The following is an 11,820-nucleotide window of genomic DNA, read 5'->3' as shown; positions in this document are numbered from 1 at the left end:
TTTTCCGTTTTCTCAAATAATGCGAAAATGGGCTTCGAGTTGCTACTGTTGACCAGTTGCCTGGAGGCGTGATAGAAACAGGGTTACACTTGTTCTTTAAAAAGAGAGATATATAGGGAAGGGATTCTGATTAGATATTAATTCCCCGAAGGGGGAATATATCTTTTCTCTAGATATTCCCTATTTCTCTATCTATTCCCTATCTCCATACTGTCCAGGGGTCTGGATTCTACCCCAAGGCTCTACGGGGCCTCTGAGGGCCTGTGAGGGTCCGTCTGGCGCTGGGTACCAGAAGCAGCCGCTAGGCGCTCTCAGGGGCGTATGGGCTGGTTCTAGGGGCATCCTTGGAAGTGTGGTCGGCATGGGGTTACTTCGGGGCTGGATAGTACATGTCCATGAACCTCCCTGTCTTGACAGCCATTTTGGGTGACTTGTACAGGGTGAGGATCAACGCCCTTCTTCCTGTCTGGTTAATCGCTGGTTCAATCGAGAGCACTTCAGCATTCTTGCCATTCCAGAGTTTCAGGTGATCCCCTGCTTTCAGCTTGTCGGCTCTCTTACGTGCTGGCTGGTTGATGCTTCCTCCTCATGGGACGTCGGTTACTTGAGCTACGACTGTCCCATGAGGCACTGACAAACGAGACGGAGTGATTCCGCTTAGCGGACAAAGGGTGCCCTGTCACACAGATGGAGATGACAGCCCGAGTTCCGGGTAGTAGCCGTTGATCCTCTTGATCTGATCGTCCAGTGCGCTGCGAGAGATCCGCTTTCCGTGCACCTCTTCACCGCTAGTCAGCCGCACTACAACCGTCACGGAGCCCCAGCCAGGGGCAGGCGAGATGGTTTCGAAGTCATACGGGATCTCCCAACTCAATCCGCCAAAGGCTGGAAGTTCCATGTTCGGTGCCTTGAGGGAGCGTGCGGCTCCAACACGCGGAACTTTGATCTCTTGGCGGACCGGAACGCGCCTCTTTGGCCAAGGTTTGCGAAACATCTTCTTGAGTGGATAACGCAGCGGCATCCAGCCCACGACGTGAACGCTCTCCACCTTGGCGGCTGTGGGGCTAACATTCTTGACGTGCAGACGGAAACCGAAAGTGTTCTTACCCTTCCTGGGACGTTCAAGGTCTCCTAGCAGTCCCCATCTGGAGTCGACTTCGACTCGTGGCCTTACGCGACGGTAGGTCAACGCAGAGATGACCATGTTGGACCCGGTGAACACCGCACTGGCGGACGCAATGACGATCGCGATGACTGGAAGCGACATGGGCCAAGGATGCCCAGCAGCAAGCCCGTTGGACCGGCATTTGAGGAACCTCAGCGCTTGGACATGAGAGAACCCCCAGACCGGTACAGCGTCCAGGGGCTCTCAGGGTGGGGTGGCTACTCCCCACCTTCCTCGTAGTCGGGAATCCTCTGCGCACGGCTCTCAGCGATGTTCAGTAGGTCTGTCAGGCTCTCGATGAGGCGTCCGGCGATCCAGCGCAGTACATCTGCCGTCAGCTTGGCTTCCTCTCCGACCATGGGCCGCGCCAACTCAACGATGACGGTTGCCGTTTCGATCTGCTGGTTCTCAATCTTGTCTGCCAGCAGAGACAGCATTGATGCCGTCCCATTGGTGATCAGGTGCGCTGGCTTGCCCTCTGGTCCACTCCAGGGCAACAGCCGTACGACGCTACGCTCTGCCATGCCGACTCCAATCCAGTCGGTAGGCCCTACCTCGCTGTTCTGGCCAGTCCAGTGGGGTAGGGCCGCTTTGTTTTGAGCTCACTAGACTACCTAGGTACCTGACTACCTCGATAGCGCACTGGGTGAATCTCTCGCACTCTGAATAGGTGGAGATCAACAGGGCAGAGCCTCACTGGCCACAGGTGGCAGAGGAGATCCGGCGACGTATCAGCGCGGGTACGTACGCACCTGGTGAGCGTGTGCCTGGCACCGTGGCGCTCGCAGCAGAGTTCGACGTGTCCCAGTCGACGGCATCCCGCGCGCTGGCCAGGCTCCGCGCTGAGGGAGTTGTCTACGTGGTCAGTGGCCGTGGCTACTTCGTCTCTGAGCCCACGTAATCCAGTATCGGACCTGGCCCGTGGAACCCCATACTCGGTCATGTGTTCCTGACGATCTCGACTACTGGCGACGAGCAGAACCCGGCTACTGACCTGGGGTTTCTCCTCCACAAGCACCCTGACAACCCGTTCTCAACCAAGTTGTCCTACGGCACCGCGCATGTCTTCTATCCCGAGGCATCCGCCGAGCGCTGCACCGCGGCGCTCCTGCTGGAGGTGGATCCCGTGGCCCTGGTGCGCCGGGGCAAGGGCAAGGGCCGGGGCGGGGCTCCCGACGCGGCGCTCGCGCAGTATGTCAACGACCGCCCGTACGCGGCGTCCTCACTGCTGTCCGTCGCCATGAGCGCGGTCTTCAAGTCCGCGCTGAACGGCGTGTGCCGCGCACGGCCCGAGCGCGCACAGACGGCGATGCCGCTGCGGATCGAGGTGCCCGCGCTGCCGGCCCGCGGCGGTGCGGAACTGGTGCGCAAGCTCTTCGGGCCGCTCGGCTGGACGCGGGTGGACGCCGTGGCCGTACCTCTGGACGAGCAGTTCCCGGAGTGGGGGGACTCGCGGTACGTACGGCTGGTGCTCGAAGGCGAGTTGCGGCTGGCGGACGCGTTGCGGCAGCTGTACGTTCTGCTGCCGGTGCTCGACGACGCCAAGCACTACTGGGTGGCACCGGACGAGGTGGACAAGCTGTTGCGGGCGGGTGAGGGCTGGCTCGCCGCCCACCCCGAGCAGAAGCTGATCACCAGCCGCTATCTCGCGCGACGCCGGGGTCTGACCCTGCAGGCGATGCAGCAGCTCGAACTGGTGCGGCTCGCGGAGTCGGACGACCTCGACGTCGAGAGCATCGACAACGCCGTGGACGAGACCACCGACACCGAGGAGAAGCCGGTCCCGCTCGCCGAGCAGCGGCGCGCCGCGATCCTCGACGCGCTGCGGGCAGCGGGCGCGAGCCGGGTCCTCGACCTGGGCTGCGGGCAGGGCCAGTTGGTGCAGGCCATGCTCAAGGACGCGGCCTTCACGGAGATCGTCGGCGTCGACGTCTCCGTGCGCGCCCTCACCATCGCCTCGCGACGGCTGAAGCCGGAGCGCATGGGGGAGCGGCAGGCCGCCCGGGTCACGCTCCGGCAGGGTTCGCTCACCTACACCGACAAGCGGCTCAAGGGGTACGACGCGGCCGTGCTCAGCGAGGTCGTCGAACACCTCGACCTGCCGAGGCTGCCCGCGCTGGAGTACGCCGTGTTCGGGTCGGCCCGCCCGCGGACCGTGCTCGTGACCACGCCGAACGTCGAGTACAACGTCCGTTGGGAGACTCTCCCCGCCGGGCATGTGCGCCACGGCGACCACCGGTTCGAATGGACCAGGGCCGAATTCCGCGCCTGGGCCCGGGAAGTGGCACAGCGCCACGGATACGGGGTCGGCTTCGTCCCCGTGGGGCCCGACGACCCCGAGGTGGGCCCGCCCACACAGATGGCCGTGTTCACGATGACCGCGGCCGACGATGCCGCGAAGCCGCGCGGGGGCGAAACCGCGGAGCGGAACGGCGACAGGACCGAGAAGGAGGCGAATGCCGCATGACCAGTACCGCACGCACGCTGCCGGTGACCGACCTCTCCCTCGTGGTCCTCATCGGGGCCACCGGCTCCGGCAAGTCCACCTTCGCCCGCAAGCACTTCAAGCCCACGGAGATCGTCTCCTCGGACTTCTGCCGCGGCCTGGTCGCCGACGACGAGAACGACCAGAGCGCCAGCCGGGACGCCTTCGACGTCCTGCACTACATCGTCGGCAAGCGACTGGCAGCCGGGCGGCTGACCGTCGTGGACGCCACCAGCGTCCAGTCCGAGAGCCGCAAGCAGCTGGTCCAGCTGGCCCGGAGCCATGACGTGCTGCCCATCGCCATCGTCCTCGACCTGCCCGAAGAGGTCTGCGTCGCGCGCAACGCTGCCCGCCCCGACCGCGCCGGCATGCCGCGCCACGTCATCCAGCGGCACCGTCGCGAACTGCGCCGCTCGCTGCGCGGACTGGAGCGCGAGGGCTTCCGCAAGGTGCACATCCTGCGCACCGAGGAGGAGGCGGAGCTGGCCGAAGTGGTGCTGGAACGCCGCTACAACGACCTGCGCCACCTCACGGGCCCCTTCGACGTCATCGGTGACATCCACGGCTGCAGCTCCGAGCTGGAGTCCCTGCTCGGCAAGCTCGGCTATGTCGACGGCGCGCACCCCGAAGGGCGTACGGCGGTCTTCGTCGGCGACCTCGTGGACCGCGGCCCCGACAGCCCCGGAGTGCTGCGCCGCGTCATGGCCATGGTTTCGGCGGGCAACGCCCTGTGCGTACCGGGCAACCACGAGAACAAACTCGGCCGTTACCTCAAGGGCCGCAAGGTCCAGCACACCCACGGCCTCGCCGAGACCATCGAGCAGCTGGACCGGGAGGACGAGAAGGACCCGGCCTTCCGCGGGCAGGTGCGGGAGTTCATCGACGGCCTCGTCAGCCACTACGTGCTCGACGGGGGCAAGCTCGTCGTCTGCCACGCCGGTCTGCCCGAGAAGTACCACGGACGCACCTCCGGGCGGGTGCGCTCGCACGCGCTGTACGGGGACACCACCGGCGAGACCGACGAGTTCGGCCTGCCCGTGCGCTACCCGTGGGCGGAGGAGTACCGGGGTCGGGCCACCGTGGTCTACGGCCACACCCCGGTGCCCAACACCTCCTGGGTGAACAACACCATCTGCCTGGACACCGGTGCGGTCTTCGGCGGGAAGATGACCGCGCTGCGCTGGCCGGAGCGCGAGCTCGTCGACGTACCCGCCGAGCGGGTTTGGTACGAGCCGGCCAAGCCGCTGGCCACCGAGGCACCCGGTGGCCGGGAGGGGCGGCCGCTCGACCTCGCCGATGTGCAGGGCCGCCGGATCGTCGAGACCCGGCACGTGGGCCGCGTCGCGGTCCGTGAGGAGAACGCCGCCGCCGCGCTCGAAGTCATGAGCCGGTTCGCCGTCGACCCCCGGCTGCTCGGCTACCTCCCGCCGACCATGGCGCCCACCGCCACCTCGCGCGAGGACGGCTATCTGGAGCACCCGGCCGAGGCCTTCGCGCAGTACCGGGCGGACGGCGTCGCCGAGGTCGTGTGCGAGGAGAAGCACATGGGGTCGCGTGCGGTGGCGCTGGTCTGCCGGGACGCGGCCGTCGCCCGTGAGCGGTTCGGCGTGGGCGGCTCCCCGGGCGCCTCCGGTTCTGCAAGCGGCCCGACCGGGGCGCTGCACACCCGTACCGGACGACCGTTCCTCGACGACGCCGCTCTCACCGAGGTGATCCTCGACAGGCTGCGCGCCGCCGTCACCGCCGCCGGACTCTGGGAGGAGTGGGGTACCGACTGGGTGCTGCTCGACGCCGAGCTGATGCCCTGGTCCCTCAAGGCGGGCGGGCTGCTGCGCTCGCAGTACGCCGCGGTCGGTGCCGCCTCCGGAGCCGCCCTGCCGGAGGCCAACGCGGCCCTCGCCGCCGCGGCGGCCCGCGGGGTGGACGTCGGCGCCCTCGCCGACCGCCAGCGGGGCCGCGCCGAGGACGCCGCCGCGTTCACCGAGGCGTACCGCCGGTACTGCTGGAGCACCCAGGGGCTGGACGGGGTGCGGCTCGCACCGTTCCAGGTCCTCGCCGTCCAGGGCCGCTCACTGGCCGCCGTACCGCACGACGAGCAACTGGCCTGGCTCGACCGGCTGGTCGAGCACGACCCGACCGGGCTCCTGCGGACCACCCGCCGGCTCGTCGTCGACACGGGGGACGAGGCATCGGTGCGCGCCGGTGTCGACTGGTGGCTGGAGATGACCGGCCGGGGCGGCGAGGGCATGGTCGTCAAGCCGCTTGCCGCGCTCGTACGGGACGGCAAGGGCAGGCTGGTCCAGCCGGGCATCAAGGTGCGCGGCCGGGAGTACCTCCGGATCATCTACGGCCCCGAGTACACCCGCCCGGAGAATCTGGAGCGGCTGCGCGACAGGTTCCTCGGCCACAAGCGCTCGCTGGCGCTGCGGGAGTACGCGCTGGGGCTGGAGGCGCTGGACCGGCTGGCCGACGGGGAGCCGCTGTGGCGGGTCCACGAGGCGGTGTTCGCGGTGCTGGCCCTGGAGTCGGAGCCGGTCGACCCGAGGCTCTGACACCCGACTCGGAGGGCAGGGGAGTCGCCGGCGGGTTTTCCGGTGCGATGAACGGAGAACCCGCTGGCGATTCGCGGGAGTGAACGGGCCTGTGCACGGTGAGGATGGAGACATGGGATTCCATGTCGACTCCGAGGCCGGGCGGCTGCGCCGCGTCATCCTGCACCGCCCTGATCTGGAACTGAAGCGCCTCACCCCCAGCAACAAGGACGCGCTCCTGTTCGACGATGTGCTCTGGGTGCGCCGGGCCCGCCAGGAGCACGACGGCTTCGCGGACGTGCTGCGCGACCGCGGCGTGGCGGTGCACCTCTTCGGCGACCTGCTCCGTGAGTCGCTGGACATCCCGGTGGCCAGACGGCTCGTCCTGGACCGGGTCTTCGAGGAGAAGGAGTACGGCCCGCTCGCCACCGAGCATCTGCGGGCCGCCTTCGAGGAGTTGCCCAGCGGTGAGCTGGCCGACGCGCTCGTCGGCGGGATGACCAAGCGGGAGTTCCTGGCCGGGCACAGCGAGCCGACCTCCGTCCGCTTCCATGTGATGGACCTGGACGACTTCCTGCTCGACCCGCTGCCCAACCATCTCTTCACCCGGGACACCTCGGCCTGGATATACGACGGGGTGTCCATCAACGCGATGCGCTGGCCGGCCCGGCAGCGCGAGACCGTCCACTTCGAGGCGATCTACCGCCACCACCCCCTCTTCACCGGCCCCGACGCGGGCGCCTTCCACCACTGGTCGCAGGGGCAGCACGACTACCCCTCCACCATCGAGGGCGGCGACGTACTGGTCATCGGACACGGCGCCGTACTCATCGGGATGAGCGAGCGCACCACCCCGCAGGCGGTGGAGATGCTGGCCCGCGGACTCTTCGACGCCGGTTCGGCCCGCACGATCGTGGCGCTCGACATGCCCAAGCGCCGGGCGTTCATGCACCTGGACACGGTGATGACGATGGTCGACGGCGACACCTTCACCAAGTACGCCGGCCTGGGCATGCTCCGCTCGTACACCATCGAGCCCGGCGAAGGGCCCAGGGACCTGAAGGTCACCGACCATCCGCCCGAGCACATGCACCGGGCGATCGCACACGCCCTGGGGCTGGACTCGATCCGGGTCCTCACCGCCACCCAGGACGTGCATGCCGCCGAGCGCGAGCAGTGGGACGACGGCTGCAATGTGCTGGCCGTCGAGCCGGGCGTCGTCGTCGCGTACGAGCGCAACGCCACCACCAACACCTTTCTGCGCAAGGAGGGCATCGAGGTCATCGAGATCCGCGGCAGCGAACTCGGCCGGGGCCGGGGCGGCCCCCGCTGCATGAGCTGTCCGGTGGTGCGCGACCCGGTATAGGGACGGGAACGGGCACAGGGCGGACGGCGGGCGCGTCGTATAGCGATGCATGGTGTCGTATAGACTTCCAGAGTCACTGTATGCGCGACCCTCGCCCGACCCAGGAGCTGTCCCATGGCCATAGACCTCGCAGGCCGCCACTTCCTCAAGGAGCTGGACTTCACGGCCGAGGAGTTCCGCGGCCTGATCGAGCTCGCGGCCGAGCTCAAGGCCGCCAAGAAGTCGGGGACCGAGACGCAGCGGCTGCGCGGCAAGAACATCGCGCTGATCTTCGAGAAGACCTCGACCCGCACCCGCTGCGCCTTCGAGGTGGCCGCCGCGGACCAGGGCGCGTCCACGACCTGTCTGGACCCCTCCGGCTCGCAGATCGGGCACAAGGAGTCGGTGAAGGACACGGCCCGCGTCCTCGGCCGGATGTTCGACGGCATCGAGTACCGCGGTGACAGTCAGGCGGCCGTCGAGGAGCTGGCCGCCCACGGCGGCGTTCCGGTCTTCAACGGGCTCACCGACGACTGGCACCCCACCCAGATGCTCGCCGACGTCCTCACCATGACCGAGCACAGCGACAAGCCGCTGGAGCGGATCGCCTTCGCCTATCTCGGCGACGCCCGCTTCAACATGGGCAACTCCTACCTGATCACCGGCGCCCTGCTCGGCATGGACGTCCGGATCGTCGCGCCGAAGGCGTACTGGCCCGCCGAGGAGATCGTCGCTGAGGCCCGCCGGCTGGCCGGTGCGAGCGGTGCGGCCGTCGCCCTCACCGAGGACATCGCCGAGGGCGTCAAGGGCGCCGACTTCGTCGTCACCGACGTCTGGGTCTCCATGGGGGAGCCCAAGGAGATCTGGGCCGAGCGCATCGAGGCCCTGGCGCCGTACGCCGTGACCATGGACGTGCTCCGCGCCACCGGCAACGCCGATGTGAAGTTCCTCCACTGTCTCCCGGCCTTCCACGACCTCGGTACCGCGGTCGGGCGGGAGATCGAGGCCGCCTACGGACTGGCGGAGCTGGAGGTCACCGACGAGGTCTTCGAGTCCGCTCACTCGATCGTCTTCGACGAGGCGGAGAACCGGATGCACACGATCAAGGCGGTTCTGGTGGCGACCCTGGCGCCCCCGGCGGCCCAGGGCTGATCACTGCATGACCATGCGCCCGATTGGGTGAACATGCGTGAAGGTGACTACTATGTTGCCTCTTGGTGGGGTTCGAGCTCGCACGCTCGAACCCCATTTTTTGTGCGCCGCCAAAACCCCCACAGTCCCGGCGCACCTCCCCCACGTGCTCCATCAGAGAAGAGATCAACCCGTGAGTCCGCTGCGCCCACCGAGCCCCCCGCACCTGTCCGGGCCGCGCATCAAGAATCCCCACCAGCTGATCGCCGAGTCCGGTGCCGACCTGGAGGGGCACGGCCTCAAGCGCACCATGGGGCTGTTCCAGCTGGTGTGCTTCGGAGTCGGAGCCGTCGTCGGCACCGGTATCTTCGTCGGCCTCTCCGACAGCGTCGCCGAAGCGGGCCCCGCGGTCGTGGTCTCCTTCGTGCTCGCCGCGATCACCTGCATCTTCACCGCGTTCTCCTTCGCCGAGCTGGGCAGCGCCATCCCGGTCTCCGGCAGCTCCTACTCCTTCGCCTACGCGACCCTCGGCGAACGCGTCGCGTTCCTCGTCGGCTGGTGCCTGCTGCTGGAGTACGGCGTCTCGGTCTCCGCGGTCGCCGTCGGCTGGAGCCAGTACGTCAACGAACTGCTGGACAGCATGTTCGGCGCGCAGCTCCCGGCCGCCCTCTCGGCGGGCCCCGGTGACGGCGGCGTGATCAATCTGCCCGCCGTCCTGGTGGTCATGATGGCCGCGACCCTGCTGGCGCGCGGAGTCCGGGAGAGTGCCGGGGCCACCGCCGCGATGGCGGTACTCAAGATCACCATCCTGGTCCTTTTCTGCGTGATCGCCTTCACGGCCTTCGAGCACGGCAACCTCACACCGTTCTTCGCCCAAGGCGCGGGCGGGGTCACGGCCGGTGCGTCGCTGGCGTTCTTCTCGTACATCGGCTTCGACGCCATCACCACCGCGGGCGAAGAGGTCAGGAACCCGCGGCGGAACATCCCGATCGCGATCATGGTCTGCATCGGCCTGGTCACCCTGCTCTACTGCGCGGTCGCGCTGGCCGCCATCGGCGCGCTGGGGCCGAAGGCCGTGGCCGACCAGCCGGCGGCGCTCTCGATCGTCGTCGACCAGGTCACCGACTCGACCGTCGGCGGCGGAATCATCGCCTTCGGCGCGGTCGTCGCGATCGCGTCCGTCGTGCTCGCGGTGATGTACGGGCAGACCCGCATCCTGATGTCGATGTCCCGGGACGGACTGATCCCGCGGGTCTTCGAGCGGGTCTCGCCGCGCACGTCGACGCCGGTCGCCAACACCTGGATCGTGGCGGTCGTCTTCGCGGTGCCGGCGGCCTTCTCGTCGCTCGACGTGGTGGTGAACCTGACGACCATCGGCGCACTGGCCACCATGGTCGCGGTCAACCTCGCGGTGATCGTGCTGCGGCGCCGCAACCCGGAGGTGAAGGGATCGTTCCGGGTGCCGCTCTATCCGCTGAGCCCGCTCCTGGGCGTCGGCTTCTGCCTCTATCTGATGTACGGGACGGGCTGGTCGACCTGGGTCCAGTTCGCGGTCTTCCTGGCCGTCGGTTCGGCGGTGTACGCCTTCTACGGCCGCAGCCGCTCCCGGCTGGCCGCCGCCGGCGCGGCCCGGTGAGGACAGCGGGTCAGTTCTGAGGCGTGAGGGAGGGCAGGGTGAACCACACCGCCTTCCCCTGCTCCGTCGGGCGGTGGCCGCAGGACGAGCTGAGCGTACGGATCAGCAGCAGGCCCCGGCCGTGTTCCTGCCAGGGATCCGGCTCACTGCCGGACCGGGGGAAGGAAAGGCCCCCCGGCGGTGAGGGGTCGCGGTCGTGGACCTCGACCTGGCAGCCGGTCGGCAGCAGCTCCACCACCAGCTCGATCGGCTCGTCGCTCCGGGTGTGCTCGACCGCGTTGGCGACCAGCTCCGCGGTGAGGAGCTCGGCGGTGTCGGTGTCGGCCGGAGCGTCGATGTCCGCGAGTGCGCTACGGATCAGAGCACGGGCAATCGGCACGGCTGCCGCCGAATGCGGCAGCGCGATCCGCCAGGAGGCGGGAGGAGGGACATCGCGGGGCACGGCATGGTTTCCCTTCCGGGGTGAAGGTGCGGGTGGGGCTTCGCGGGTGCGGGAGGAGCTCTCCGGGGGGCAAGACTTCTCGGTTTCAACCTTACGAAGTGCAATGACACGGGCAAGGGCCTCCCGACCGGTATGAAAGGGACGTTGGTCACTGCGACTTAACCTTCCGCGTATTGCGTAGTCGTGACGGAAGTCACGTACCAGTGATAAGTTCGGGTGCAGGTAGCAGCCGACGGCTGAAGGGGAGCCCCCTCCATGAGCCCGTTTCCCAGCTCCGCCCCGCGCACGGACGACTGGCGCCATCTGCGGCTGACGACGGACGACGGGGTGGCCACCGTCACGCTCGCCCGGCCCGAGAAGCTCAACGCGCTCACCTTCGGTGCCTACGCGGACCTGCGCGACCTGCTCGCCGAACTGTCCCGCGAACGCAGCGTGCGCGCTCTGGTGCTCGCGGGGGAGGGACGCGGATTCTGCTCCGGCGGAGATGTCGACGACATCATCGGCGCGACACTCGCCATGGACACCGCCCAGCTCCTCGATTTCAATCGCATGACCGGACAGGTGGTGCGGGCCCTACGTGAAACCCCCTTCCCCGTCATCGCCGCCGTACACGGGGTGGCGGCGGGCGCCGGGGCGGTGCTCGCGCTGGCGGCCGACTTCCGGATCGCCGATCCGTCGGCCCGCTTCGCCTTCCTGTTCACCAAGGTCGGCCTCTCCGGCGGCGACATGGGCGCCGCCTACCTGCTGCCGCGCGTCGTCGGCCTCGGTCACGCCACCCGGCTGCTGATGCTCGGCGAACCCGTCCGCGCACCCGAAGCGGAACGGATCGGGCTGATCAGCGAGCTGACCGACGAGGGCCAGGCGGATGTACGCGCGGCCGCGCTCGCCCGCAGTCTCGCCGACGGACCGGCCCTCGCCCTCGCCCAGACCAAGGCCCTGCTCACCGCCGAACTCGACATGCCGCTCGCCGCCGCCGTCGAGATGGACGCCGCCACCCAGGCCCTGCTGATGCACGGCGAGGACTACGCGGAATTCCATGCCGCCTTCACCGAGAAGCGGCCCCCGAAGTGGCAGGGCCGGTAGCG

At 68.1% G+C, this 11,820-nt stretch carries 10 protein-coding genes; 7 read left to right on the top strand and 3 right to left on the bottom strand.

Features of this window, described 5'->3' with window-relative positions:
* Positions 1-679: 679 nt before the first annotated feature.
* Both IE107_RS17720 and IE107_RS17715 read right to left on the bottom strand, forming a co-directional pair.
* A complete protein-coding gene (locus IE107_RS17720) occupies positions 680-1,267 on the bottom strand; it encodes a hypothetical protein (RefSeq protein WP_189544763.1) in 588 nt (195 codons plus the stop codon).
* A 116-nt stretch (positions 1,268-1,383) separates the two neighbouring features.
* Positions 1,384-1,689: a hypothetical protein gene (locus tag IE107_RS17715; RefSeq protein ID WP_189544762.1), complete on the bottom strand. Its 306-nt coding sequence runs from the start codon at positions 1,687-1,689 to the stop codon at positions 1,384-1,386.
* A 146-nt stretch (positions 1,690-1,835) separates the two neighbouring features.
* Here IE107_RS17715 and IE107_RS17710 point away from each other — a divergent pair, with 146 nt between their 5' ends.
* The 6 genes from IE107_RS17710 (at position 1,836) to IE107_RS17685 (ending at position 10,293) form a co-directional block, all read left to right on the top strand.
* Complete coding sequence (locus IE107_RS17710; protein WP_189544761.1) at positions 1,836-2,066, top strand: winged helix-turn-helix domain-containing protein; 231 nt, start codon at positions 1,836-1,838, stop codon at positions 2,064-2,066.
* A 42-nt stretch (positions 2,067-2,108) separates the two neighbouring features.
* On the top strand, positions 2,109-3,632 hold the full coding sequence (locus IE107_RS17705) for a 3' terminal RNA ribose 2'-O-methyltransferase Hen1 (RefSeq protein WP_189544760.1): 1,524 nt from the start codon (positions 2,109-2,111) through the stop codon (positions 3,630-3,632).
* Positions 3,629-6,202, top strand: coding sequence for a polynucleotide kinase-phosphatase (locus IE107_RS17700; RefSeq protein WP_189544759.1), 2,574 nt, complete (start codon positions 3,629-3,631; stop codon positions 6,200-6,202). The genes IE107_RS17705 and IE107_RS17700 overlap by 4 nt, the downstream gene beginning before the upstream one ends.
* A 112-nt stretch (positions 6,203-6,314) precedes the next feature.
* On the top strand, positions 6,315-7,547 hold the full coding sequence (locus IE107_RS17695; protein ID WP_189544758.1) for an arginine deiminase: 1,233 nt from the start codon (positions 6,315-6,317) through the stop codon (positions 7,545-7,547).
* A 114-nt stretch (positions 7,548-7,661) separates the two neighbouring features.
* Complete coding sequence (argF, locus tag IE107_RS17690) at positions 7,662-8,678, top strand: ornithine carbamoyltransferase (RefSeq protein ID WP_189544757.1); 1,017 nt, start codon at positions 7,662-7,664, stop codon at positions 8,676-8,678.
* Positions 8,679-8,850: 172 nt separating this feature from the next.
* Positions 8,851-10,293 (top strand): amino acid permease, encoded by a 1,443-nt coding sequence (locus IE107_RS17685; protein WP_229867035.1) that lies wholly within the window; start codon positions 8,851-8,853, stop codon positions 10,291-10,293.
* A 10-nt stretch (positions 10,294-10,303) separates the two neighbouring features.
* Here the strand turns inward: IE107_RS17685 and IE107_RS17680 are convergent, their stop codons facing one another.
* Positions 10,304-10,735: an ATP-binding protein gene (locus IE107_RS17680; RefSeq protein WP_189544755.1), complete on the bottom strand. Its 432-nt coding sequence runs from the start codon at positions 10,733-10,735 to the stop codon at positions 10,304-10,306.
* 255 nt (positions 10,736-10,990) lie between these two features.
* Here IE107_RS17680 and IE107_RS17675 point away from each other — a divergent pair, with 255 nt between their 5' ends.
* Positions 10,991-11,818: an enoyl-CoA hydratase family protein gene (locus IE107_RS17675; RefSeq protein ID WP_189544754.1), complete on the top strand. Its 828-nt coding sequence runs from the start codon at positions 10,991-10,993 to the stop codon at positions 11,816-11,818.
* The last annotated feature ends 2 nt before the right edge of the window (positions 11,819-11,820 follow it).

It is taken from the genome of Streptomyces gelaticus, from assembly GCF_014649535.1.
Classification (GTDB): Bacteria; Actinomycetota; Actinomycetes; order Streptomycetales; family Streptomycetaceae; genus Streptomyces; species Streptomyces gelaticus.
This window is presented reverse-complemented; position numbering and strand designations above follow the sequence as displayed.

Bases quoted from the DNA above. Each gene is read 5' to 3' on its own strand.
- IE107_RS17695 (WP_189544758.1), top strand. From the start codon at position 6,315: ATGGGATTCCATGTCGACTCCGAGGCCGGGCGGCTGCGCCGCGTCATC.
- IE107_RS17675 (WP_189544754.1), top strand. From the start codon at position 10,991: ATGAGCCCGTTTCCCAGCTCCGCCCCGCGCACGGACGACTGGCGCCAT.
- IE107_RS17700 (WP_189544759.1), top strand. From the start codon at position 3,629: ATGACCAGTACCGCACGCACGCTGCCGGTGACCGACCTCTCCCTCGTG.
- argF (WP_189544757.1), top strand. From the start codon at position 7,662: ATGGCCATAGACCTCGCAGGCCGCCACTTCCTCAAGGAGCTGGACTTC.
- IE107_RS17715 (WP_189544762.1), bottom strand. From the start codon at position 1,689: ATGGCAGAGCGTAGCGTCGTACGGCTGTTGCCCTGGAGTGGACCAGAG.
- IE107_RS17720 (WP_189544763.1), bottom strand. From the start codon at position 1,267: ATGTCGCTTCCAGTCATCGCGATCGTCATTGCGTCCGCCAGTGCGGTG.